A 25,438-nucleotide genomic window follows, 5' to 3' on the forward strand; every position below is an offset into this window, starting at 1 on the left:
ATTGTGTTTGAGTGTGGGCAATACAAACCCACCTACAGACCGGAATGGCTGTATAAAGAACCCCTTATTTTATTTTGAATACAGAAAGGGGGTTACAAAGAACTAAGCAACCAAAACTTTGGGAGGGTGGAAGATTTTCCAATGAACGGATGTATAGACTTTTTTCAAGTAGAAAAATTCAATGCCCACCTCTATATTGTCACCGAAATGCTCAATTTCAATAGTTGTTTGATTAAAAAACTTTACGATTGAGTCCAGTTCCGGAAGGGGGGGTAAATCTTGTTCATCGGCCTGGTTTTCTTCTAATTGGGTACTCACATGACATTGCCCTTCACAGTGTAATTCCGGCTTATCCTGATTAATACACAGCACCTTGGCAAAATACCCCTTGTTGAGTTGGTAATTTACCAGAATGGTTGCTGTCCTTATCGTAGGATAAAGCATACAAAATGCAAGCGCTATGGAAAGTATTCGTACCAAGAAAGTTTATTGATGTGTACTGACCGTAGAAAATTCTGTTTTGCCAGAAAGTGTTGCAAAGTTACTAAATAATTCCTCCCAACGGTACAACTTTCCTCCGGTTTTTTGCTGAAATGTCAAAGCTTTTTCATGGTCTTTGAAACCGGTTAAAAACATACCCATAGGGCTGGGCAATTCTTTGCTGATAAGGTAGCTGCTCGTATGCGCATCGATCAGTTTGCCTGGTTGAGTAAAATCGGTAATCAACACATATGCGGCTTGCGAGTAGCGTCCTGATTCTTTTTGTAAAACGTGAAGCAAACACTCAATGGCATCAAATACATACACCTTTCCTTTTTGAGTGACTAGTTCCGCTCCGTAGCGTTGATCCACTATTGTCATTTTACAAAAGTGGCAGTTGTCTTCTCCATAAAGAATAGGGGCAGGCTTGGGAGCGCAAGCTATGATGCACCATGAGAAGAGTAGTAGGTAAAATCCTTTTTGTATCATAATGGTAGCATGGTTAGTAGTAGTTGTGACAGTTTGCTTTACCGCTGCTTTACCGCTTTCGGTGATTGGTCCATTTGTCCTTTGGGAGTTTGTGTTTTTTTATGAAAGATAAAAGCCAGAAATCCCAGAAGCATTGCCAAACCAATAAATAAAGATCCTAAGTGAGGGAGTGAAGTGGCTTCGAAGTTTAACAACATTTTGACCCCAATTAAAGGCGGTTGATAGGCCATTCCGGGAATTTTGATCGGAGCATTGGGCGAGAGGTTATGTCCATAGTCATATTCCCATAAGTAAAAATCATAAAGCCCCAGACTTGCCAACACAAGTAATAGCACGACCCAAACGAGATAGAAGTAACGGTTGCGGATGATTGCAGCCAAAAGTCCTATCAGTGACATTCCTACAATGACATAAGGAAAGTAAGACAATTCGGGAATGGTATCCGGTTCTATGTATTTCATTCCTACATAGTGATTGAGGATATTGATATTCTGCAATGTATAATCGGTGTCTCCGGTAATTTTATTTATCCATATATACATGGAAATACCATCGGGATATTGAGGCGCTACCAAGGTAATTCTCCAAATAGGAAAAAGAAATGTACACAATAACAAAACAGCGGCCAGCGCCATTAATATCCGGGAGTTTCCTGAAGGTTTCATTGTTCGGAGGTTGTTGATAGTGGAAAAACAGGTGTGGCATTTTTGCCACACCTTTTCTATTCATATTAAGATTCCGGTTGTTCGCCTGTGCCCCATTTTAGCGGCACATTTTGATTTCTGGCCGATACTCTGATATACCCTTGCATCTCTTGGTGTAAGGCAGAGCAAAAGTCCGTACAATAGAAGGGGTATACACCTTCTTTGCGAGGTTCCCACAGCAGGGTTTCGGTCTGGCCGGGCATGATTAACAGTTCTGAGGTTCTGGCCCCCAATACACTGAATCCGTGTGGTACATCCCAATCTTGTTCCAGGTTAGTGACATGGAAATACACTTTATCCCCCACCTTGATGCCTTCGATATTGTCCGGGGCAAAGTGACTCCGGATGGTGGTCATGTATACATGTATCTCGTTCCCGTTTCGTTCAACCCGCGCTTCTTTTTCACTTTTAGCGGCATGAGGGTGCTTGTTGGCTCCCAATTCATAAATTTTCTTTGATTTAGGTTTGACAATATCCGCGGGAATAGCCTGGGCATAATGTGGTTCTCCAATGGTAGGAAAGTCTAAAATCAATTCCATCTTATCCCCTGAAATATCATACAATTGTGCCGAGTGGTTCATTTCCGGTCCGGTGGGCAGGTAGCGGTCTTTGGTGATTTTATTTAGCGCGACCAAGTACTTTCCCCAAGGTTTTTTCGAGTCTCCTCCCGGAATCATCAAGTGCCCTACGGAATAATAACAAGGAGCGCGGTCGAGTACTTCCCAAGTGCCTAATTTCCATTTTACGACTTCCGAAGAAATAAAGAAAGTAGTGTAAGCATTTCCTTTTCCATCGAACTCGGTATGTAAGGGACCCAGGCCCGGTTCTTTGACGATGCCGGCTAACACTTCTTCATATTTTAACACCGGAATACCGTCAATTTCTTTTTCAAAAGCTTCGTTTGCAATAGCTTTTTGCATTTTGTCGAACGAATGAACGGACATGTCGGCTGACAATTTGCCGTTGCCCACAATATATTCCCCGCTAGGATCTACATCCACTCCATGAGGAGATTTGGGAGTGGGTAAGTAATAGATCAAACCAGGGCATTCGGAAGGCACCAATACTTTTACCTTTTCGATTTTTTCGGAAGTCGCCATATGGCTTTCCTCGCTGTAATGATTGCGGTAATACGCTGTAGGGAATTCCTGATACTTGCCTTGTGCCAAATACTCTTCGGCTTTTTTCCAATTGACCGCAGCTATATAATCCTTATCGTATTGAGAAGCGTTTACTTCCTTCAGGGTATGGCTTTGCTCAGCATTATACGTAGTAAAGAACGTCCATCCGTGAGATTTTCCTTTACCGGAATGAGCGAGGTCGTAATCGTATCCGGGTACCAGGATTTGGAATGCAATACTCATCTGACCGTCTTCAGGGGCTACTTTGATGTAGGTGAGGGCGCCTTTGAAATTTTCTTTATATGTACCAATGGCAACGTCCTTTTGAGGGAAAGGTACGCTAAACCGGGTGCCGGCTACGATATATTCTGTATTTTCAGTGGTAAAGGGAGAACTATGGTTTCCTCCGCTATTGGGAATTTCGATGGTTTCCACCGTTTCGAAGGTCGATAAGTCAATCCGTGCGACTCTGGGCGTATTGTTCCCATTGATAAATAACCAACGTCCGTCAGGAACGCCTTTCGTTTGCGATAATTCAGGGTGGTGAGCATCGTCCCAAGGGATAAATCCATGGGTTGTATTTAATAGCGGTTTGGTTTCTTCATTAAAGCCATATGCTTTTTCGGCATCTACCGAAAAGACAGGGATGACTTTGAGTAACCTGCCGGAGGGCAGACCATATACACTGACTTGTCCGCTAAAGCCGCCCGATAAAAATGCATAAAATTCATCGTGTTCGCCCGGTGCCACATATACTTTGGAAGCGGCATTACTACCGACCAAACCTTTGCCTTGTCCGGTAGAACTTTGATGCCCGCAACTCTGCCACATCAAACTGGCAAACAGCATCAGAAAGAATGTGCTATGGAATCGTAAGTTCATAATAGTTCAGGGTTATAGAGTTCTGAAGTATTCTAAGATTTTTCGTGCTTGTTCTTCCGTCAAATGTTGGTTGGCCATGGGAGCGCCATTGAACTCGACAAGTAGTTTTTTAGCAATCGGGTCTTTTTGGACCATTTCTTCCGGGTTCAATATCATGTTCATGACCCATTCCGGAGTTCTTCTATTCAAAATATCTTTCGGAGCAGGACCAATGTATTTTTGAGTGGCTTTGTGGCAGGCCGTGCAGTATTGTTCGTAGAGGGTTTTTCCTTCTTCAGCCATTGTCTCATCCAGTGCCGCTAATTCCAAGTTTTGTACCGGACCAATTCCTTTATGTTGCATAGGGTCTACTTGTTGTTTAGGCTGGTAGATGGGCTCGGAAGTAGTATTTTCCTGGCCTTTTTGAGCGCCTCCGCAACCTATAATTCCCAATCCTGTACAAACCAGTATGATCGATATTATGTGTTTGAGAGTCATCATAAATTTTCGGTTATTGTTTTTATTTAAGAGGTGCTTTTTAATTGTTATTTTTTGTATATCAATTGCTTATGTATTTTTTTAATCTGTTCGATTTTTTATTAGCAAATGACAGGAGTCCATCACATATTTGAACAAATCAAATATAAAAGGATAAAAAGGTCTTTTATATGACAAATATCATGTAGCAGTAATGATTTTCGAGAAGTTGAATTCCCGAAGGATAAGTAAGTGTAAAGCTAGAGGGGAGCAGATATTGGAAATAAAAAAGGCTTTAAGTTGACACGTCAACTTAAAGCCTTTTTAAGGAAGGGCGAATAACCTTAGTTATTCATAGAAGTTTCTTTTAAGTGTTTGTTTAAGTAGTCGGTATACTGTTGGTATAAAAGCACATAACTAGGGTAGTTATACGCTACACCGTGAGCACCCGGAGGATAGATTCTTAAATCCGCGTCTTTTCCTTTATCAATTAAGGCTTTTACCAATTGCATAGTATTTTGCAAATGTACGTTTTCATCCATCGCAGAGTGGGCGATAAACATATGACCTTGCAAGTTTCCTGCGGCAGGCATTACCGCACTTGTTTCATACCCTTTTTTATTGTCATTCAATAAGCCCATGTAGCGTTCTGCATAGATGCTGTCATAAAGTTTCCAATCGGTAACAGGAGCTCCCACAAGGGAAACTTTAAACACACCGGGATGTTTTAACATGGTAAAACTAGACATGTAGCCACCATAGCTATGACCTCTGATTGCCATATTGTCACCATCTACCCATGCTTGAGAGGCCAGGTATTTAGCTGTTTCCACAAAATCATGGCTTTCCCACTTTCCTAATTGTTTGTATACAATCTTTTCAAAAGCTTTTCCATATCCTCCCGTACCGCGGTTGTTGACACTAGCAATGATATAGCCATTTTGGGCAAGGTATTGTTCCCATCCGTTGGTTGCAAAGCTATTGTATACGGATTGTGCACCCGGACCTCCGTAAATATTTAAAACCATCGGGTACTTTTTATTTGCATCAAAATCAACCGGTTTGATGAGGTGAATATCCAATTGCTGACCATCTGAAGTAGTGAAAGACATTAATTCCTTTTTGGCATATGCCACGTTCTCGATGAATTGATTGACTTCGGCATTGTTTTCCAAGCTTTTTACCATCTTCCCTTTGGTCGACCATAACTCTACCTGCGTAGGCGTGTTTACATTAGAATATGTATCTATGTAATACTCACTGTTCGGGGAAAAGTTAATGTCATGTTTGCCTGACACCTTGGTCAGTTTTGTTTTTTTCTTTCCGTTAAAACGAATAGAGTATAAATGCCTTTCCAAAGGAGATTCTTCTGTAGAAGAGTAATAAACAATTTGTTTTTTGGGATCAATATTATGAATATAAGTTACGTCCCACTCTCCTTTAGTTACTTGATTGAGTAGCTTGCCGTCCAAATCAAACCGGTATAAGTGGCTCCAACCGTCTCTGTCTGATACCCAGTAGAACTCTTCTACATCTTTGGGGAAGTAGAATAAATCATCAATTCCGGCAAAGAAGTCGTTGACATCTATCCAAACCTCCGACTTTTCTTCCATGATCACTTTGCTTTTTCCGGTGGTTACATCACACAAGTAAAGTGTTAAGTGCGTTTGGGCACGGTTCAGGTGTACCACGGCCAAATGACCTGGGCGAGCGGTCCAGTAAATTCTAGGAATATACCCACCTTTCAGGTCGATGTCCATCCACTTTTTTTCTCCGGAGGTAACATCCACCGCCCCGATTTTTACAGAGGGGTTGGTATCGCCTGGTTTCGGATAACGGATTTTGGTAAACTCTGCATGCTGTCCGGCAAATTCGGTCATTTGAAACACCGGTACATCCCGTTCATCTGACTGCCAGAAGGCAATGTAGCGGCTGTCAGGTGACCATTTCCATGCTTGAGCCAGCCCGAATTCCTCTTCATAGGCCCAGCCAAAGCGGCCGTTGTAAAATTCAGATTGAGCATCTGTAGTCAATTGAGTTTCTTTTTCATCGGCAAAGTTGAAAAAGAACATATCCCCTTCACGCTCATAGCCGACCATTTGTCCGTTGGGAGAGACTTCCGCAGTGCGGGCATTCTTAGCCACCAATTTTAAGGACTTGTTGGCTAGAGTATAAAAGTAATAATCGGATTTGCCCGAGTTTCTCCAAACAGGGCGGAAATTTGACTGAAACAAGATAAACTTAGAGTCTTTCGTCCATTGAAAAGCCTTGTAATTAAACGCCTCCGAGCTGCTCGGAAATGTCAGGCTATTCCCATTAAAAACGAGTTCATCTTTGTCAGAGGTTGGATCAAAAGAGCGTATTTCTTGCTGTTGAGTAGTTGGATCAGACTCTATGTAAGAAAATTTTTCACCTTCATTAATCCAGTTGACACTGGCCGGGCCGCTGTTACCGGATAGCATCCATTGAGCGGATAGGGCCTCTGTAAGGTTGGAATATCGCTTTTTGGCGGTTTGGGCCTGCGATGTATTTGCCACACCCCAGACCATAAAACACAGTAACAAAAGGTGTTTTTGTACTGGGTTGATAAGTCTATACTTACGCATTCGTGTATTGGTTTTTACTAAATTAAAATAATACCTTATTGATACAGGTTGGTAAAAATACAAATCCGCGAAGAATTCATGTATTTAGAAATAGATTTCTTCGCGGATTTGTTAGATGAACGGTGATTGTAATAAATCTCTATTTTTGTAGAGATAGAAAAACAAAGAAAAATGTTAAATATACTCTTCAAGAAAGTGATGTTGGGTTTGGTCCGTTTTTATCAACTTGGAATATCACCCATGCTTCCGGCCGCGTGCCGGTATACACCTACCTGTTCACAATATGCCATTGAGGCCATTGAAAAACACGGACCTTGGAAAGGGCTTTGGTTAAGCTTAAAAAGAATTTCCCGCTGCCACCCTTGGGGAGGAAGCGGATATGATCCCGTACCTGAGTCTTCAAAAAAGTGTATAAACCAGAAGCACTAACCTTGTGGCTTTTCAGGAATTTGGGGAGTGTCTTCTTTTACTTTATTCAGATAACCATAGAAATAAAGTGTGTGACTGGTTACGGTAAAGTCAAACGTTTCTTCGACAAGCTTTTGAATGGCCTGAATCCGAGGGTCACAAAACTCAAAGATCTGGTGGGTTTTGGTACAAATCACATGATCGTGTTGTCGATACCCATGTGACTTCTCATACAGGGATAAGTTTTTACCAAACTGGTGCTTGGTGACCAGTTCACAGTCCAGAAGTAAGTCCAGGGTATTGTAAACAGTGGCACGGCTCACCCGGTAATTTTTATTTTTCATATTGATATAGAGAGATTCTACATCAAAATGTCCATTATTATCATAGATCTCTTCCAGGATTGCAAACCTTTCCGGAGTTTTTCTCAATCCTTTGTTTTCCAAATACTCAGTGAATATTTTTTTGATTCCTGAAGATTTACCTTTTTCAGCACTCATAACGTCTACCTGATTTTTTCAAAAGTAAATATAATTTTTCATTTTAGAGCAATGGCATGGCCGGATAAAGCTCGGTTCAGTTCGTGTTTTCATCAAAATACTTTTGTGTTATTTCTATAAATTAAGGATCGTAAGGGTTGTACTTAGAAATAATTTTATTGAAGCCTTCGTTATACACTCCGAAAAGCAATAACAGATCATAACGTTTCGGTATCTAAATTTTTTTAATTTTGTAACTTACATATTACATCTTTTTGACTTGTTGATACCAGTTGTTTGAAACACTTATTCACCACAATTCTCCTCTTTGTTTTTTATATATACCCTATGGCCGGTCAGTCAGAACTGACTTATCAGATGAGGTACATCTATAAAGATAAGAGCGGAAAGAGTGCTAAGTTACCCAAACAATCTGTAATTAAAGATTCTACTTTACTGACTGATGAAGTACAATCTACGGTTGATCAAATCCATGAAGCTGGTTTTTTATTGGCTTCTGTAGATTCTATTTCCCTAAAAAGTCGACAAGCCCTAGTTTACTTCTCGCTTGGAGAAAGGTATCATTGGATACACCTTTCTGTAGATGCATTGCCCAAAAGCTTACGGGGTAAAGTGGACCTGAAATTAAACAGTTACCATCATAAACCTGTGAGTCTCCGGGCCTTTGCTCAACTAAAAGAACGCATTTTGGCCTATGCTGAAAATGTCGGCTATCCTTTTGCCAAAATCGGATTGCAAGACATTTCTATGGATAGTGTAAACCTAAGTGCAAAATTAATCTATGAGTCCGGACCGCTGATTACATTTGATTCTTTGATGGTTTCCGGAGATGTAAAAGTGAAAAACCGCTTTTTGCTGAATTACCTGAAGTTTAAATCAGGTGAAGTATTTAATCAACAAAAGATAGACAGAATTCCCAAAGGCTTGCTTTCATTGGCTTTTTTGCGTCTGAAAGGTGCTCCTGTGGTGAGTTTTCAGTACGACAAAGCTTTTGTACAGTTGCATTTTGAAAAGCAAAAAGCGAATAAAATTGATGGCTTAATAGGTTTTACAACCAAAGGGACCCAAAACCGGAAGCTTCAATTAACCGGGCAGTTTTTGTTGGAGTTGAACAACTTGTTTGCTTCAGGTAAAAAACTTTTTATCAACTGGCAGCAGTTTAAAAGTCAATCACAATCCCTGTCTATTACCTACAATCACCCTTCACTGTTAAATACTCCACTTGATGTGGGATTTCATTTTTCATTATTTAAAGAAGACAGCTCCTTTCAAAATATCAGGAGGAAGTTAAGTATTGGTCATAGAACCTCAGCAGCCGGTACCATAAGTTTTAACTCTGAGCTGCTTACTTCCACACGATTAAGACGCGATACAGTTGATGTTGCTCCCCTTGACAGTTTACATTTTATGGATTCAAGGTATTTGAATTATGGTGTTTCCTATGAGTTGAACCATGTTGATGACCAGGGTATGCCACGCAAAGGTTTTACCTTGGGCTTGGCTGGTATGGTGGGAAATAAAAAAATATTGGTGGACCCTAATCAGTACTCTGTTGAACAAAAGAATTTGAAGAGTGTACAGTTTGCATTAGAAAGTTTTTTTCAATCGTATTATCCTTTAGGGAGGTATTCTGTATTGATGGCTTCGATCAAAAGTGGAAAGCTTTTTGGTAAGCAGCTTTATTTAAATGATTTTTTTCGTTTGGGAGGTTTAAAAACGATTAGAGGATTTAACGAAAATTTATTTTTTGCGTCCGGGTATGTCATTGGGAGTTTGGAAGAAAGGTTTTACTTTGCCAATCAATCTATGTTTTTTTTATTTTTGGACTGGGCTTACATTACGCAAAAGTACCAGGTGTATAAAACTACAGATTATCCCTTTGGCTTTGGGAGCGGGATAAGCTTTGAAACTAAAAACGGGGTCTTTAGTTTCGTATATGCATTGGGAAAGTCGAAGCAACAAGCTTTGGATTTTAAAACTTCGAAAGTACATATCGGGTATACTTCCCGGTTTTAATTAATAGCGAATGAGATTGTTCAAAATCAACCGATTCTTTTTTCTTGTACTCTTTGTGTGTTTCAATTCCGCACTTTCTGCTCAAGTCAGGTCTCTGGCAGATCAATGGTTGGTTTATGATCCCGAATTAAAAACTTTGGTGCCGTATGTAGAGGAGTTGCATCAACGGCAACAAGGAGTTCACCTACTTGTACCTTTGGATAAGTATAAAAAGGGGGTGATGGATATTACTTTCCAAGAGTCAGGAAGCTTATTTATTAATAATCAATTACTGAGAAGAGTTAGTAATGAAGAGCTTTCCTATGACCTGGACAGTTTGCGAAAAGCATTTGGTAACAAAGAGGTATTTGTTACATACTATGCTAACAGGACCGTAGACGGTTTACCTGATGTTAAAATAAGGAAGAAAGTGAAAAAGGCAAACTCTACTGTAAAGGTCTCTTCTAAAACAGATACTTCTGAGGTTGCATGGGCAAAATTAAAATTTGCTCCTGGGTATAAGAACGATTTGATCTTATTGGGGATGCTGATGATGGTTTGTTATGCGGTGTTCACGAAATATTCTTCTATTTTATATCCATTAAATAGTTTAGGGCGAACATTTCGTAACTTTTATAAAGTAGATTCGGTCATTCACAAAGTCAATGGTACAGACGTATTAATTTTTATTTTGTATTCAGGCTTGTTGTCGGCGTATATCGTCATTATTTTCTTGTATAATTTTACGCCTGAACAAAAGTTTGTAGAATCGGAGTACAACCGGATTATGGAATTTAACCTTTGGCTCCGTTTTTTATTAATTGTCGTAGTTGTGGTGGGGATTGTAGTATGCAAGTTAATCATCGTATGGTTTTTAGCACAATTTCACAGTTATCGCCACCTTGCTAATTTACACTTACAGGAATTTATTCGTTTTACACAGTTTTTTGGCTCTCTGTTCTTGTTAGGGACCTTTTTAGTGGTTTTACAGATTGAGACTTTAGATTGGGAAATGCTTTCCTATGTATTGATTTCCGTATTAGTTTTAAATTCTTTATGCACTTGTTATCGAATATATAGGCATATTTCCTTTAGAAAAGTCTATTTATTTTCGTATTTTTGCGCCACCGAATTTTTGCCAATTCTCTTCATTATTAAATTTTTAATGAGGTTTTAAGATTTTGAAATACAAAAATCCTGGTAGCTTATGTCAAGTAAAGCGCAAAAAGAATTGAAAGAAGGAGAGATAAGAGAAGTTCGATCAATCTTAGTCTCACAACCGGAGCCAGCTAACAAAAACTCCCCTTACCACACTCTTGCCATTAAATACAACCTTCAGATTGATTTCAGGCCGTTTATTGAAATCCAATCCGTAAGCTCGAAAGAGTTTAGAAAACAAAAAGTCAATATCTTAGATCATAGTGCGGTAATTTTTACGAGTCGGAACGCGATCGATCACTTTTTTCGAATTGCAAAAGAGTTGAAGATAGAAGTGCCAAGCGATATGAAATACTTTTGTATTTCAGAGCAAACAGCTAACTATCTGCAAAAGTACATTGTCATTCGAAAGCGAAAGATCTTTACAGGAGTAAAAACCGCAATGGACTTGATCGATATATTGAAGAAGCATAAAGGGGAGAAGTATTTATTTCCATGCTCCAATATTCGTAAGCCTGATATACCCGAATTTCTGGAAAAGGAAGGGTATAATTTTACCGAGGCAGTAATTTATCATACGGTAGCAAGTGACCTGTCCGACTTAGCTGATGTTAATTATGATATGATTGCTTTTTTTAGCCCTTCAGGTATAGCCTCTTTGTTCCAGAACTTTCCGGACTTTAAACAGAACAATACCCGAATTGCAGCTTTTGGTCCTACCACAGCCAGCGCAGTTCGTGAGAACAATTTAAGGTTGGATGTTGAGGCTCCTTTGCCCAATGCTCCCTCAATGACAGGGGCAATTGAGTTATATATCAAAAAAGCTAATAAATTAGGTTAGAAGTAGATTTGGTTGGCTTCCGGTGTTAGAAGGGTCAAAACTGTGTTTAATTCATGGTTTTGACCTTTTTTATTTTGTAAATTAAACGATATCTCCTCTTAGGGGGACTTTATAGATACTGGAATTAGTATTATTTTGCATAGAAATTAAAAGTTAATTGAATAGAATTTTCCTTATCTTGTATAATAATGAAATTTTATTTACTTGAGAAAGGCTTGCAAAGTGTATTGCTATATTGTATTAGAGTGAAATTTTATTTTAAGTAATATCAATCAGCCGTAATTTAATCCATTATGAAACGTTTAGTACAAACCATTGCCATAGTGCTATTTTGTAATACTCTGTTATATGGACAGCAAGATCCCCAGTTCAGTCAATATATGTTGAATAAGTTGTATTATAACCCGGCTTATGCAGGTGTGGACCCCGACTGGATGGAAGTGGCGGTAATCCATAGAACCCAATGGTTAGGTTATCAACCTACGTTTGATGATGGGGGAAGTTTAAATACACAGGTAATTAGTTTGAATATGCCTTTTACAAAATATAACTTTGGAATAGGCTTACATTTGGCAAATGATAAACAAGGAAATAATACGACTACAGAGGGGCAGTTATCATTAGCTTATCATATTAAAATCAAGAAAGACAAAGTGTTATCATTTGGGCTGCGAACCGGTCTGTACAACTTGTCCATTGACTTTGATAAATATCGCTTTGTGGATCCCGATGACCGGTATAATATAGGAGGAAAACAATCTGAAATAGTAAATGACTTTGCGGCTGGAATTTATTTTAAATCTACAAAATATTATGCTGGATTAAGTGTTAATCATTTACAACAATCAGAGATTAAAACTGAATTAGTTGATAAAACTTTTGAATTGGTACATCACTTAACAATTATGGGAGGTGCTGATTTTGAGGTTTCTAGGGTTTTAACTCTGTCGCCTTCAGCTGTATTGAAGACTGATTTTGACGTTTTTTACTCTTTTGAAGGAAGTCTGATAGCCACCTATGATAATAAATATTATGGGGGGGTCTCTCTCCGGGAGACAGAAGCGGCTATTTTGTTATTGGGAGTTCATTTGATGAAGGATAACCGTTTGCGGATTGGGTATGCATTTGATTACACCTTGCAAGGAAGGGAAGCTAAATCAGCCACATCACATGAACTGTTACTGACATACAAAATGCCCGCATTTAAATTTTTTGAGAGACCAATTATCCGGACGCCGAGGTTTAGACATGAATAATTTTTTTAGGATATTTTTTTGGATTCATTTTTGCTTTTTACTTGACAGTTGTTAAAATCAATCTTAGATACCATTTATAATCCTGTTATTGTTTTTGCGCTTTTTAAAATTTTTTGCTTAATCATTTCCATTGAAAAGAAGATAAAATTTCATATTATCATGAACAATTCCTACATCATTAGAAGATTGTCGCTAGCTTCGATTGCGTTGTCTTTTTTCCTTCAAAGTTGTTTGTTCGGAGGAAAAGGGGGAGATAATGGAGAGCTTGTTGGAGTGCTCGATCGAGAATGGGAAGAGCAAACAATCCCATACGGTATGACGGTTGTTCCCTCAGGTACTTTCCATATGGGACAGGCTGATGAGGATATTACCTCTTCAAAAATCAATTTGAACAAACAAATCACAATTGGAACGTTCTTTATGGATCAAACTGAGATTACCAATAATGAGTATCGTCAGTTTATCGAAAATATTCTGGAGACCTCCGATACAAGTGCTGATTGGACTGCCGATGAGATTATGGATCAATTGTATCCTGATACTACGGTATGGACCACCGACTTTACCTATCACATGGGAGAACCAATGACCGAATATTATTATTTGCACCCTGCTTTTGATGATTATCCGGTAGTAGGAGTTAATTGGTTTGCAGCAAAAGAATTTTGTAAGTGGAGAACTGATTATCTGAACGCTTACCGTGAATCAGAAGGAAAATTTCAAATGCCTGCATTTAGACTACCTTCAGAAGCTGAATGGGAATACGCTTCAAGAGGTGGCCTGGATATGGCAAAATACCCATGGGGTGGGCCGTATGTGAGAAATGGTAAAGGTTGTGCTTTGGCTAACTTTAAACCTGGACGAGGTAATTATTACGATGATGGGTTCTCTTATACGTCACCTATTGCATCTTATTTTGCAAACGGTTATGGACTGTATGATATGTCTGGTAATGTGGCCGAATGGTGTGAAGACGCCTACCACCCAGCAAGTTATCCAATCGTATGGGATTTGAACCCTACTTATTATGATGAAAACGAACCTAGAAAAGTTATAAGAGGTGGGTCTTGGAAAGATATTCCATTTTATATTGAAACCGGTACCAGATCTTATGAATTTCAAGATACTTCCAGATCTTACATCGGATTCAGATGTGTAATGACTGGATTAGGAAGATCTTCTGGGTATGAGTTTTATTAATCAATCATTTAAGTAAAATCATTTCGCGTAAGTAACTTTAATTTTTTAGCCGATTAACTTTAAAGTATTGAAACAATGAGTAAACATCAAGAAACTAAAGCTGAGTACATTTATAGGGTTGTAATTCCTAAAGCGACTAGTTTAGGAGCCGCCATTGTAGTAATTGGTGCTTTGTTTAAAATTATGCACTGGCCAGGGGCTGGACTTATGTTGACCGTAGGACTTCTTACTGAGTCATTGATTTTTGCAATCGGTGTATTCCAACCGGCTCCTCCCCCGGAGCAACACTACGATTGGGCTAAAGTTTACCCTGAATTATCTGGTGCTCAAGCTGGAAATAGAAAGCCAAATACGAACTCTCAAGAAAAAGGAGTAGCTGTATTGGGTGGTATTGACAAAATGCTTTCCGAAGCTAATTTGTCTTCTGATTCTTTCAAGCAGTTTGGTGCAGGTATGAAGCAATTGAATGATACTGCTAACAAGTTGAAAGATATTACAAATGTGTCTGCCGCTTCAGATGAATATGCCAGAACTTTACAAGTAGCTACGAAGTCTATGGGAGACTTGAATAAAGCTTATTCAGGTACCGTATCAGCTATGAACCAAATGGCTAGTACTAGTAAAGATGCGAAAGAATATCATGCACAAGTTCAAGTGATTACTAAAAACTTAGGCGCTTTGAATGCAGTGTATGAAATGGAGCTGAAGGATGCAAACAGTCATTTGAAAGCAATGAATAAATTCTATAGTAATTTGACTGTCGCTATGGAAAGTATGTCTGATGCAAGTAAGGAGTCTCAAGCATTCAAGCAACAGATGTCTCAATTGACTTCTAACCTTACCTCATTGAACAAGGTATATGGTAATATGCTTACTGCCATGAAAGGATAAGGGCCTCCCTTACCTTTCCCCACTTTGTTTAAGTTAAAGACAACTTTTTTATAAACTTATTAAAACGAATTAAATATGGCAGGAGGAGCAAAAGAATCTCCAAGGCAACGGATGATTGGCATGATGTATCTGGTGCTGACAGCTCTGTTGGCCTTGCAAGTCAGTAATACCGTCCTGGAAAAATTTATCTTTATTGACGAAAGTTTACGCCATTCGGTAAGCACTACTACTGAAACAAACTCTAGATCTGTTGATGCAATTCGCGAGACTGTGAAGAAAAATGGAAACAGAGAACGTGATGTTTCTATAGTAAAAAAAGCTGAGCAAGCTAGAAGTCTTACCTCAAAGGTTATGAAACGCCTTAGTGATTTCAGAGAGGAAATCGTGAAAGTATCGGGCGGTAAAGATCCCGAAACAGGAGTGTTGTTAGGAGCTAAGGATTATGATAAGCAAATGGCATATACGATTGGTCCTGAGGGTTCTAAAAAGGGAGAGGCTTATAAAATCCAGAAAGAATTGAATGACTATGTAACCGAAATCAATAAGTTACATAAAGATTTGAACGAATCTTCAATTGCTTTGGATGGTAAAGATCACCCTCTTTATAAAAACAACCCAGAGCAAAAGAGTAAAGACTTTGCGTATTTGAACTTTGATCATACTCCTGCAGTAGCTTGTTTGGCAATTGTTAGTGAATTACAATCAAAAGTTGCAAGGGTAGAAGCTAAGGCTTTAGAAGTATTGGCTTCGGAAGTTGGTGCTGACCAGTTGAAGTTCGACAAGATCGTAGCAGTAGTAAAGCCTCAATCTCAGGTGGTAGCTGCTGGTACAGAGTATGTTGCTGAAATGTTTTTGGCTGCTTCTTCTTCAGGAGCAAAACCTGAAATGACCTTTAATGGTAAGGCTATTAGTGTAGAAGGAGGTATTGGACAGATTAAATTTAAAGCTCAAGGCGGAGGTTATGACAAAGAAGGGAAAGCTAAAAAGACCTGGAAAGGAGCTATAAAAATTAACACTCCTCTTGGCGATACTACTTTTGAAGTTACTGAAGAGTACTTCGTTGCCAAGCCGGTTGTTCAAGTTCAGTCTCAAGCAGTTTCTGCCTTGTATTACAATTGTGGTAATGAGTTGGTAGTAAATGTGCCTGCTTTGGGAACTGCTTATCAACCAAGCTTTAAAGCTAATGGAGCAAGTGTTATTAAGGGTTCTAAAAAGGGAGAAGTAACTGTAGTACCAACAAAAGGAAATGTTACGCTTAGTGTTTACAGTTCAGGTAACAAGTTGGATGATATTAAGTTGAGAGTAAAGCCAGTGCCTAAACCGGAAATCAAAGTATTCAGTGGTAGAAAGCCTGTTGATTTGAGAAATGGTTACACTGCTCCTGGCCCTCGATCAATTGAGGTAAAAGCGATTCCTGATGCTGATTTCAAATCTTTCTTACCTAAAGATGCTCGCTATAAAGTAGTGGCTTGGGAAGCTACCCTTGCTAGAGGTAAAAGAGGTTTGGCTTCTAAAAAAGTTACTTCAGAAACTGTAAATGTTTCAGATTTTGCAGCGAAAGCTAAGTCTGGTGACCGGATTGTAATTGAAATCAAGCGTGTGATGAGGATGAATTTTAGAGGACAAACAGAAGCGGTTAAGGGGCTTGATGATGTGATATTTACTATTCCAATAAACTAGTAGATTTATGATGTTTAAGAGTATTAAAATTATTGGCTGTTTCATTGCCTCTTTAGTACTTAGCTCATCGATTTCCTTTGCACAGGAAATCGATGAGAATGGGTACAACTACAATTCTCTCAGACCTATCAGAAATGCCGATAAAATGTTTATGCGGACTGTATGGTGGCGATTAGATTTGAGAGAAAAGCAAAATGAAGGATATTATGCTTCAGGTAGTGAAATTACCAAACTGGTAATTGATGCTGTTAAAGCCGGTGTGTTGCGTCCTTTCAAAAATGATTCTTTGACTACCCGTATGTCGCTCCAAGAGTTTTTGGACAATCTGAAAATGCCTGGTGCTGACGAAGGAATGGAAGAAGATATTTTTGGAGGAGATGATGCCTGGGGCGGTGGAGATGCCTGGGGTGGTGGTGGAGATAACTGGGGCGGAGGAGGAGAAGAAGAAGTTGTGGATGCCGGTCCCAATGAGTTTTTCCCTAAGCAGATCTATTACCTGGAGTTAAAAGAAGATTTGATCTTTGACAAAAAAAGATCAAGAATGTATCATGACATTCAATCAATTAAATTGATCATTCCTGGAGATTTATATCCAACAGGGATTGATAAAGAACTTGCAACCTTTTCCTACAAAGAGCTTGTAGAAAATTTATTTGTAGATAATCCTCAAGCTGTTTGGTACAACACGCAAAATATCGCTGAAAATAAGAACTTTGCAGAGGCTTTCGAGCTAAGGCAATTTACTGGAAGAATTATTAAATACTCTAATCCTAAAGGAAACTATATTGAAGATATTTATAGTGGAAATTTAAAATTAGGATTGGCAAAATCGCAAGAATACAGACATAAACTGGTAGAATACGAAGCAGTATTATGGTCTTATTAATATGACGTAGATCAGGTGCTTATTTAGTTAAGCATCAAGAAAAAGCTTCCGGAGTTTCTCATATGAGGAATCCCGGAAGCTTTTTCTATTAGCATATAATGTGTACTTACCTCTCTCCTTAAATGAATTACGCTTCTTATCGCTCTTTATAAATTGAGGTGCTTTGATTTAGGTATTAAAGAGGGTAAATAGAGAAGGTTTTATCACTTTAGGTGAGATAACTGGAATAGAAGATGTAATGCTGTTAAATCCCTTCTGAAGCGGCCAGAAATCAATCTGTAAAGTTAGGAGATTGGCCTATATCTACCAAAGTAGTGGCCTTTACCAAGTTAGCACAGTGGTATGACTAGGTGGAAAAAACGCAATTCAAATCCTTCAACACCGTGGCCAGAACCATTCAGAATCACTATCAGAGTATTCTCAACTTCTTCGATCACCGAAGCCAATGCATCAGCAGAGTCTTTCAATGTTAAGATCAAAGCTTTCCGTAGGCAGTTTAGAGGCCTGAGAAATATAGACTTCTTCCTTTTTAGACTAGCCAATATTTATGCATGAAAATTTCATCTCCCAGAAATACGGATTGATCCTGAATTTGTTCTAAAGCAAAAAGTCTTCATAAACAAACTGTTATGAAGACTTTTTGTATACCTTTGCAAAACTATAAGTTGCTGTTTGGTGATTCGCCCAGGACTCGAACCTGGAACCTACTGCTTAGAAGGCAGTTGCTCTATCCAGTTGAGCTAGCGAACCTTCTAGAAGTTAACTTAGTCGGGGTGGCAGGATTCGAACCTGCGACCCCCTGGTCCCAAACCAGGTGCGCTAACCGGGCTGCGCTACACCCCGTAACTTCTGTGGCGGAGAGAGCGGGATTCGAACCCGCGGTACGATTGCTCGTACGGCAGTTTAGCAAACTGCTGGTTTCAGCCACTCACCCATCTCTCCAAATTTTGCCCCCTAAGGGGTTAATTGTGCTGCAAAGATATAATAACAATTTAATTTCTCGCAAACTCTAAATAAAAAAAGTTAAAATAACTTAAAGCTTTGTTTTTAACTTATTGAAAATCAATCTTAATGATAGATAACTTTTTTTCTGTGGTAGTAAAATTTCCTTCACTTGTATAACTTTGATCGATATGCAATTGTAGTTTCTACGCTAATTTCCGATCAAACTATGACATTTTATAAAGAATTCGGACTCTTTGAAATTTTCTTGATTCTAATTTTCCTGGGTTTATATGGCTTGTTTATGATGCGGACAATTCGTATCTCTCAGCAAGTAAAAAGTAAATCAAAAGCTGTTTTACTCAAGTTCGCTTTGCGTACATGCTATTTTGTATTAATGTTAGTGGCTTTACTTGGCCCTTCTTTTGGTGAAATGAAAAAAGAAGTACAGTCAATCGGAAAGGATATTTATTTGGCCGTGGACTTATCCAGGTCCATGGATGCGATCGATATCCAGCCTTCCCGTTTGGAAAAGGTCAAGTTTGAATTGAAGAATATTGTGCAGGCTTTTTCCTCTGACCGTATCGGGTTAATTGTCTTTTCTTCGGATGCTTTTCTACAGTGTCCTTTGACCTATGATCAGAATGCCTTGTTGATGTTTATCGAAACGTTAAATACTAATTTGGTTTCCAATACCGGGACAGACTTTTCTCCTCCTATGCGTATGGCTCTTCAAAAACATTTGATAGAAGATGAGAATATGGCCACCAAGCAACAATCTAAGATCATTATTTTAATCAGTGACGGGGAAGATTTTGGAGAAGAAACGCAGGAAGTAGCCAGAAAAATTAAAGATGAGGAAATCAAACTCTTTACCTTAGGTGTAGGTACAGATCAAGGTAGTAAAATCCCTGTAGGGTATCGTTTTAAACGCGACCGGTCCGGTAATGATGTAATTACAAAATTAAACCGTAAGCCTTTGGAAAAACTGGCTTCATTGACTGATGGGAAATATTTCGAAATTAGCAATAACAAGAACGATGTATCAAGGCTAATCTCATCCATTGAAAAGATTAAAGGGGAATTGAGAGATTCCGTTAAGATGGATGTGAGCGCAAATAAGTATTTTTATTTCTTGGCATTAGCTTTGGTCTTGATCTTATTAGACCTGTTAATTACCGTTAAAATTGTTAAAATTTAATAGGCTTGCCTTCTGATTTACTTTCGGAAGCGTATTTTTATTAAATCAATTTCGTCATTAGAGTATATTTAAAATTCGTTGCGGGAGGTTCTCCTTTGAGAGGTATCCCTTTGATGAGGAAAATTTTCAGCCCAATGGGCGAACTTTAAATATGCTCTTATAAAAACATAGATCCTTTATTATTTATGAAATTCTGTTTGCTCATATTAAGTTTTCTATGGTTAGTCGACCCTGATGTAAGTGTTGTAAATCAACATAAAAAAGCTGCGGAAAAAGCTTTTATGAATCAGAAATATGAGACAGCCATTTCAAATTATACGTACTTAATGGACTCATTGAATGTCCGTGAGCCGGAGGTGATGTTAAACCTGGCCCATAGTTATTACCATACAAAGAATATGGAGAAGGCAGCGGGTATGTATGAAAACCTGGGAAATATAGAAGACACTAAAATACGAGCGATTGCAAATCACCAGCGTGGGTACATGGCTGCTTCGGAAAAGAAATATGATGAAGCTTTGGCATTTTTTAAGAAAGCATTGATGGCCGATCCATCTAATGATGAAACACGTTATAATTATGAAATGGTGAAAAAGCTGTTGAAAGACCAACAGCAAAACGAAGAAAAGAAAGATCAAAAGAAAGAGGAGGAGAAAAAAGAAGAAGAGAAGAAAGAACAACAACAAAAAGACGAACAAAAGAAGCAGGAACAACAGCAACAAGAGAAAGAACAACAAAAGCAAGAGAACGGACAAAAAAACGAAGATCAACAAAGCGGCCAAGACCAACAAGATAAAGAGAAGCAAAAGCCAGAAGATACTGAAAAACAAAAACAAGGAGAAGAGAAAGAAAAACAGCCTCAAAATAAAGACGGCCAAAATAATAGTGAAGAGGAGAACAAAAAGCTTCAGGATCAGAAAATGCAACAAATGAGGCAACAGCGCTTACAAAAAATGAATATGTCGGAGGAAAAGGCAAATATGATCTTGAATGCTATGAGGAATAATGAAGTGCAGTATTATCAACAAATGCAGAAGAAACCTACCAAAAAGAAGAATTCCGGCAAGCCGGATTGGTAGTCTGAAGATAAATTTTAATGACTGAAAAATGGACCTCCCGTTTGAGCCTTTGGCTTCGGGAGGTTTTGTGTTTGTATACGGCACAATGAAAGAGAAGCAATCTGGTTTCAAAGAAGCTGTACCGAAAGGGAAATTAAAACATGCTTCTGAGAACTTCAAAAGCCGGATGACCAGCCTTAGGTGATCATCCGGGGGAGGGCAGGGAGAGCTTATTCGGGAATAAAAGTTACATTAATTTAGGTCTGGAAAGTGTGAGACAGTGGCTAACTATTGACAGACTTTTTTTCGATACCGGATAAAATCCTCCGGATATCATTGGCTTTTTCCATCAGCTGATAAGAGTGTTCTTCGCTATGTTGAATAGCATCTTTAAAGATTTGCAGGCTCTCAATATATCCGTCAAGGGCTTGGCATACATTGGCTTTATTTTGGGCAAAAATAGGAGCCCACATAGCCGGAGAGCTTTTGGCAAGCCGCACGGTGGAAGAAAACCCCGTACTGGCCAATTCAAATATCCGCTTTTCGTCTTTTTCTTTCCCCAATACAGTAAGTCCTAAAGCAAATGAAGTGATGTGGCTCAAATGAGAAACATAAGCCAGGTGAAGATCATGGTCTACTGCATTCATATAGTCGATCACCATGCCCAGTTCTCTGAACAAGGATTCGACTAAGTATACCGCTTGAGGGTCGCTGCTTTCCTTTTCACAGATCACCACCGTTTTCCCCTTCATCAAAGTAGCAAATGCGGCATCCGGGCCGGAATTCTCGGTGCCTGCCATGGGGTGGGCCGCTACAAATTGTGACCTCTTAGGGTGCTTTCTGACTTTATCGCAAATGATTTGTTTGGTAGAGCCTAAGTCAATCACCTTTCCATGTGCGGGAAGCTTATCCAAAACTTCCGGAAGCAGTCGCTCGATGATATTCACGGGAGTGGCCAATACTGACAGGTCGGCAACAGCCAGGGCCTCATCCAATGGCAATACCTTATCCACAATGCCTAAGTCTACGGCTTTTTGAGCATGAATATGATTGGCCTCCACTCCGATAAATTCAAATTCAGGCCTGGTTTTACGCAAACCCATGGCAAAGGAACCTCCCAACAAACCGATTCCTATGATATTGATTCTCATAATTGCTGTACATTAATATCCTGAATCCTTTTTAAGGCCTCTTCTAAGCGCTCCTGAGAGGTGCAAAGCGAAATCCGGATATACCGGTCGCCTTTGGGGCCGAAAATAAAACCTGGAGCAATGAACATATGATAGTTGTATAGCAAATGATCAATAAGCTTTTCGGCTGAAGAGATCACTTTCGGGAGTTTCGCCCAAACAAACATACCTGCTTGTCCGGCGGAGTATTGGCATTCGAGCTTATCCAATATCTGATAGACGATTTGCTGGCGCTGTTCATAAATCGTATTCTGATCTTCGTGCCATTCCATCGGACTCTCTAATGCGCTGATCGCAGCCTTCTGAATTCCCAAAAACATCCCGGAGTCTACATTGCTTTTGATTTTAAGCACAGCATCGATATAGTCTTGCCGTCCATTGAGCCAGCCTACCCGCCATCCTGCCATATTATGCGATTTGCTCATGGAGTTTAACTCCAGGCAAACTTCTTTAGCCCCTTCTACTGAAAAAATACTTAACGGAGCTTGGCGATTCAAGATCAGGCTATACGGGTTGTCATGGCAAATTAACAAGCGTTTTTCATGCGCAAATTTTATCGCTTTTTCAAATAGCTTTTTGCTCGCTGTCGTTCCCGTAGGCATATGCGGATAATTCAGCCACATAATTTTGGCATTGGGGTAGGAGGTCGCATACATGGTTTCCCAATCAGGTTGCCAGTTGTTTTTTTCCAGTAAGGGATATTCCACAATTTTAGCCCCTAACATGGTGCTTACTGATCGGTAAGCCGGATAGCCTAACTCCGGTACCAATACCTCGTCTCCTTCGTCCAAAAAGGCCAGCGAAATATGAGTGATGCCTTCTTTTGAGCCAATCAACGGAAGGATTTCTGAAGCAGGGTCCATTTCCACTTGATATACTTTTTTGTACCACTTGGCCATGGCCTCTCTCAACTCCGGTACCCCTTTGTAGGGCTGGTAACCATGAGCGTTTTCCTTGTGAGCAGCAGCCGTTAAAGCCGTAATAGTTTGCTCGGAAGGTTTCAAATCGGGGTTTCCGATACCCATGTTAATGACATCTTTCCCCTGAGCAATCAATTCCCGAACTTCTCGTAACTTGACAGAGAAGTAATATTCTTTGGTCTCTCCGAGACGCTTAGCCGTGTTGATAATCATCGCTTCGTACGCTACTTAAAATAGTTAATCAATAAAATCCTTTCGAAGTTATAGTCAAATGTTTTGATCTCTTCATTTTCAAGCAAATTTTCTTCAATATTTCTTAGGGGATTTTTTCAGGTAAGAAAATCCTTAGAGGATGATGACCCGTGGAAAAACCGTTTGTAATCAAGGAGAACAAATTTGCAAACCTGCTCCTTGTACTCTTGAAACCAACTGTTCGCAAGAAATAAAAAAACAGCAAAAACTAAAATAAACAACGGGAAATCTCAGAAAATCAACATCTTCCCAAAGTATTGCATAGCGATGATAAGAAAAATAATAGATTATCTTGAAAAAAGTATTGGTAGATTAATGTTTAATGTATAGCTTTGCACACGTAAATAATTGACCTATGGTCGCGTGGCCGAGTGGCTAGGCAGAGGTCTGCAAAACCTTTTACAGCGGTTCGAATCCGCTCGCGACCTCCAAAATAAAAAGCCATCTGATCCGCTAGTCAGATGGCTTTTCTGTGTTTTTTGGCTAAACTCTATGAGGAGTTCTCCATTATGCTTATTTTTATAAAAAGCAGTTTGATTATTTTTTCACAGTTGCTACCTCCTTGAATAATCCTACTTAATTCATTGAATTTGATCTTAACCTTAAGAACTCACTTTTTAAAGTGAATGCGATCAATCTCAAATACTTTTCGGAAATCAGAACAGCCATAGAGGCTTGCTTCCAGCTATTCTAATAGGTTCATTTATAACATATTTGTAGTCTTTCAAAGGGGTTCATACACAGTTGCACTTTTTATTTTATACCTTTGAAAAGGTTTCATTTTGGCTTTAATTTAGAATGAGTCTAAATAGAATTGAGGCTTTCTTCTTTTGTTTTAATTACTTGTTAATCAGTTATTTATTATTGTTTTGTTTTGTCTTTTGAAGCAAGTTTTCACTCTGGTTTTAAATGGTGAATCTGTTTGTTAAAATAGCATTGCGTATTACATTTGCAGCGGATTTAAATAGGTTAAAATTTTTCCAAACCATTACGCTATATATGAAGGCTTGTAGACGTGTACTTTGTCGCAATTTGTATGTTCTTTTCATCTCACTGTTTTTATTTGCTCAGCCTCTCTGGGCACAAGAAACTTCAGAGGATGCAGCACAAACTACAGAAGCTGCTGATGCAGGAAGTGGAGATGGAATACCTGCCGATGCCGCGGTGATTTCTAAAGGAAAGGAAATCTTTGACGGAAACTGTGCGCAATGTCATAGTGTGCATGAAAAAGTGGTAGGCCCTGCTTTGAAAAATGTATATGAAAGAAAGGATGTCGCTTGGTTGACAAACTTCATTAAATACCCTCAAAAAGTCATTGATAGTGGTGATGCTTATGCACAGGCCTTGTTCAAAGAGTATAAGCAAATCATGCCCAACCACGATTTCCTTTCGGACGAGGATATTATGTCCATCTTGGCTTATGTAAAAGATGAGACGGTAAAAGGGCCTGCTGTGGCTGAAACTCCAGCTTCGTCAACGGGTGGGGATGTTGCAGCAGATCAAAATGCAGTGGATCCGAATTTATTACTTGCGGTTATTGCCGGATTGGTGCTTCTATTGGTGATCTTGTTGATCGCAATGGTCATGCTGATCGCAATGCTTACCCGCTACCTGAAGCAGAAAGAAGATCTTAGCGAGGAAGATAAAGAGTTTATCAGTCAGCGCTTCCAGTTGAAAAACCTGTTGCAAAGTCAAGGGTTTATCGGGGTGGTTTCTTTCGTATTCTTGGCGGTAGTATTAAAAGCTACGGTAGACGGCCTGTTCTCTATCGGAGTACAACAAGGGTATGCGCCCGAGCAGCCGATTCCTTTCTCTCATAAACTGCATGCCGGTTACTATGAGATTGATTGTAAATACTGTCATACAGGGGTTGAAAAAAGTAAAAATGCCAACATCCCATCAGCGAATATCTGTATGAACTGTCATAATACGATTCGAACCACTTCTCCGAATATTCAAAAAATTTATGCAGCCATCGAAAACGATGAGCCTATCCAATGGGTGAGGGTGCATAACCTTCCTGATTTGGCTTATTTTAACCACTCTCAACACGTGAAGGTGGCCGGATTGGAGTGTGAGCAATGTCACGGTGATGTAAAGGAAATGGAAGTTGTACAGCAGTTCTCCCTCTTAACGATGGGATGGTGTATCGACTGTCATAGAAAAACAGAGGTGAATACCGAAGGAAATGCTTACTATGATAAATTAGTTGAGCTGCATTCTAAAAACAGTAAAGATCCAATGACTGTGGAGGATATTGGAGGTTTAGAATGTGCTAAATGTCATTACTAATCTTAATTGTTATTTAAATTTCGAGTTCTA

23 protein-coding genes and 4 tRNA genes are annotated in these 25,438 nt (G+C 39.2%); 15 read left to right on the forward strand and 12 right to left on the reverse strand.

Annotation, left to right across the window (positions count from 1 at the left end; genetic code table 11):
• Positions 1-102: 102 nt before the first annotated feature.
• The 6 genes from AAG747_RS03205 to AAG747_RS03230 form a co-directional block, all read right to left on the reverse strand.
• On the reverse strand, positions 103-480 hold the full coding sequence (locus tag AAG747_RS03205; RefSeq protein WP_346819680.1) for a hypothetical protein: 378 nt from the start codon (positions 478-480) through the stop codon (positions 103-105).
• Positions 481-486: 6 nt separating this feature from the next.
• Positions 487-969 (reverse strand): nitrous oxide reductase accessory protein NosL, encoded by a 483-nt coding sequence (locus tag AAG747_RS03210; protein WP_346819681.1) that lies wholly within the window; start codon positions 967-969, stop codon positions 487-489.
• Between the two features lie 38 nt (positions 970-1,007).
• A complete protein-coding gene (locus AAG747_RS03215; protein WP_346819682.1) occupies positions 1,008-1,634 on the reverse strand; it encodes a hypothetical protein in 627 nt (208 codons plus the stop codon).
• Positions 1,635-1,699: 65 nt separating this feature from the next.
• The gene (gene nosZ, locus AAG747_RS03220) at positions 1,700-3,625 is read right to left on the reverse strand and encodes a Sec-dependent nitrous-oxide reductase (RefSeq protein WP_346819742.1); all 1,926 of its coding nucleotides are present in this window, start codon (positions 3,623-3,625) and stop codon (positions 1,700-1,702) included.
• A 63-nt stretch (positions 3,626-3,688) separates the two neighbouring features.
• Positions 3,689-4,156: a c-type cytochrome gene (locus AAG747_RS03225; RefSeq protein WP_346819683.1), complete on the reverse strand. Its 468-nt coding sequence runs from the start codon at positions 4,154-4,156 to the stop codon at positions 3,689-3,691.
• Positions 4,157-4,476: 320 nt separating this feature from the next.
• A complete protein-coding gene (locus AAG747_RS03230) occupies positions 4,477-6,738 on the reverse strand; it encodes a S9 family peptidase (protein ID WP_346819684.1) in 2,262 nt (753 codons plus the stop codon).
• A 171-nt stretch (positions 6,739-6,909) separates the two neighbouring features.
• On the opposite strand from AAG747_RS03230, the gene yidD reads away from it, so the two are divergent.
• Positions 6,910-7,167 (forward strand): membrane protein insertion efficiency factor YidD, encoded by a 258-nt coding sequence (yidD, locus tag AAG747_RS03235; RefSeq protein WP_346819685.1) that lies wholly within the window; start codon positions 6,910-6,912, stop codon positions 7,165-7,167.
• Here the strand turns inward: yidD and AAG747_RS03240 are convergent.
• Positions 7,164-7,646, reverse strand: a complete 483-nt coding sequence (locus AAG747_RS03240) for a Fur family transcriptional regulator (protein WP_346819686.1) — start codon at positions 7,644-7,646, stop codon at positions 7,164-7,166. The two genes, yidD and AAG747_RS03240, sit on opposite strands and share 4 nt — an antisense overlap.
• A 327-nt stretch (positions 7,647-7,973) precedes the next feature.
• Here AAG747_RS03240 and AAG747_RS03245 point away from each other — a divergent pair, with 327 nt between their 5' ends.
• The 9 genes from AAG747_RS03245 to AAG747_RS03285 all read left to right on the forward strand — a co-directional run bounded on the left by AAG747_RS03245 (position 7,974) and on the right by AAG747_RS03285 (position 18,108).
• Positions 7,974-9,662 carry a BamA/TamA family outer membrane protein gene (locus tag AAG747_RS03245; RefSeq protein ID WP_346819687.1) on the forward strand — a complete coding sequence of 563 codons (1,689 nt, stop codon included), beginning with the start codon at positions 7,974-7,976 and terminating at the stop codon, positions 9,660-9,662.
• A 10-nt stretch (positions 9,663-9,672) separates the two neighbouring features.
• The gene (locus AAG747_RS03250) at positions 9,673-10,818 is read left to right on the forward strand and encodes a DUF4271 domain-containing protein (protein ID WP_346819688.1); all 1,146 of its coding nucleotides are present in this window, start codon (positions 9,673-9,675) and stop codon (positions 10,816-10,818) included.
• Positions 10,819-10,848: 30 nt separating this feature from the next.
• Positions 10,849-11,640: a uroporphyrinogen-III synthase gene (locus AAG747_RS03255; protein ID WP_346819689.1), complete on the forward strand. Its 792-nt coding sequence runs from the start codon at positions 10,849-10,851 to the stop codon at positions 11,638-11,640.
• Between the two features lie 293 nt (positions 11,641-11,933).
• A complete protein-coding gene (locus AAG747_RS03260; RefSeq protein WP_346819690.1) occupies positions 11,934-12,896 on the forward strand; it encodes a PorP/SprF family type IX secretion system membrane protein in 963 nt (320 codons plus the stop codon).
• A gap of 159 nt (positions 12,897-13,055) precedes the next feature.
• Positions 13,056-14,096 (forward strand): T9SS ring complex lipoprotein PorK/GldK, encoded by a 1,041-nt coding sequence (gene porK, locus AAG747_RS03265; protein WP_346819743.1) that lies wholly within the window; start codon positions 13,056-13,058, stop codon positions 14,094-14,096.
• 75 nt (positions 14,097-14,171) lie between these two features.
• Positions 14,172-14,987, forward strand: coding sequence for a type IX secretion system motor protein PorL/GldL (gene porL / locus AAG747_RS03270; RefSeq protein WP_346819691.1), 816 nt, complete (start codon positions 14,172-14,174; stop codon positions 14,985-14,987).
• Between the two features lie 75 nt (positions 14,988-15,062).
• Positions 15,063-16,667, forward strand: coding sequence for a type IX secretion system motor protein PorM/GldM (porM, locus tag AAG747_RS03275; RefSeq protein ID WP_346819692.1), 1,605 nt, complete (start codon positions 15,063-15,065; stop codon positions 16,665-16,667).
• Between the two features lie 7 nt (positions 16,668-16,674).
• Positions 16,675-17,553, forward strand: a complete 879-nt coding sequence (gene porN / locus AAG747_RS03280; protein WP_346819693.1) for a type IX secretion system ring subunit PorN/GldN — start codon at positions 16,675-16,677, stop codon at positions 17,551-17,553.
• Between the two features lie 342 nt (positions 17,554-17,895).
• On the forward strand, positions 17,896-18,108 hold the full coding sequence (locus tag AAG747_RS03285) for a transposase (protein WP_430300547.1): 213 nt from the start codon (positions 17,896-17,898) through the stop codon (positions 18,106-18,108).
• Positions 18,109-18,226: 118 nt separating this feature from the next.
• On the opposite strand, the gene AAG747_RS03290 is transcribed toward AAG747_RS03285, so the two are convergent.
• The 3 genes from AAG747_RS03290 to AAG747_RS03300 form a co-directional block, all read right to left on the reverse strand.
• Positions 18,227-18,303 (reverse strand) — tRNA-Arg (locus AAG747_RS03290).
• An 18-nt stretch (positions 18,304-18,321) separates the two neighbouring features.
• A tRNA-Pro gene (locus AAG747_RS03295) sits at positions 18,322-18,396 on the reverse strand.
• Between the two features lie 9 nt (positions 18,397-18,405).
• Positions 18,406-18,495, reverse strand: a tRNA-Ser gene (locus AAG747_RS03300).
• A gap of 229 nt (positions 18,496-18,724) precedes the next feature.
• On the opposite strand from AAG747_RS03300, the gene AAG747_RS03305 reads away from it, so the two are divergent.
• The 3 genes from AAG747_RS03305 (at position 18,725) to AAG747_RS03315 (ending at position 20,959) form a co-directional block, all read left to right on the forward strand.
• Positions 18,725-19,696, forward strand: coding sequence for a vWA domain-containing protein (locus AAG747_RS03305; RefSeq protein ID WP_346819694.1), 972 nt, complete (start codon positions 18,725-18,727; stop codon positions 19,694-19,696).
• Between the two features lie 185 nt (positions 19,697-19,881).
• The gene (locus AAG747_RS03310; protein ID WP_346819695.1) at positions 19,882-20,775 is read left to right on the forward strand and encodes a tetratricopeptide repeat protein; all 894 of its coding nucleotides are present in this window, start codon (positions 19,882-19,884) and stop codon (positions 20,773-20,775) included.
• A 28-nt stretch (positions 20,776-20,803) separates the two neighbouring features.
• Positions 20,804-20,959 carry a hypothetical protein gene (locus AAG747_RS03315; protein WP_346819696.1) on the forward strand — a complete coding sequence of 52 codons (156 nt, stop codon included), beginning with the start codon at positions 20,804-20,806 and terminating at the stop codon, positions 20,957-20,959.
• Positions 20,960-21,038: 79 nt separating this feature from the next.
• On the opposite strand, the gene AAG747_RS03320 is transcribed toward AAG747_RS03315, so the two are convergent.
• Positions 21,039-21,905, reverse strand: coding sequence for a prephenate dehydrogenase (locus AAG747_RS03320; RefSeq protein ID WP_346819697.1), 867 nt, complete (start codon positions 21,903-21,905; stop codon positions 21,039-21,041).
• Positions 21,902-23,077: a pyridoxal phosphate-dependent aminotransferase gene (locus AAG747_RS03325; RefSeq protein ID WP_346819698.1), complete on the reverse strand. Its 1,176-nt coding sequence runs from the start codon at positions 23,075-23,077 to the stop codon at positions 21,902-21,904. The genes AAG747_RS03320 and AAG747_RS03325 overlap by 4 nt, the downstream gene beginning before the upstream one ends.
• 396 nt (positions 23,078-23,473) lie before the next feature.
• On the opposite strand from AAG747_RS03325, the gene AAG747_RS03330 reads away from it, so the two are divergent.
• Positions 23,474-23,547 (forward strand) — tRNA-Cys (locus AAG747_RS03330).
• Positions 23,548-24,115: 568 nt separating this feature from the next.
• The gene (locus AAG747_RS03335; RefSeq protein ID WP_346819699.1) at positions 24,116-25,408 is read left to right on the forward strand and encodes a c-type cytochrome; all 1,293 of its coding nucleotides are present in this window, start codon (positions 24,116-24,118) and stop codon (positions 25,406-25,408) included.
• Positions 25,409-25,438 lie beyond the last annotated feature (30 nt).

The organism is Rapidithrix thailandica (assembly GCF_039710355.1).
GTDB lineage: Bacteria > Bacteroidota > Bacteroidia > Cytophagales > Flammeovirgaceae > Rapidithrix > Rapidithrix thailandica.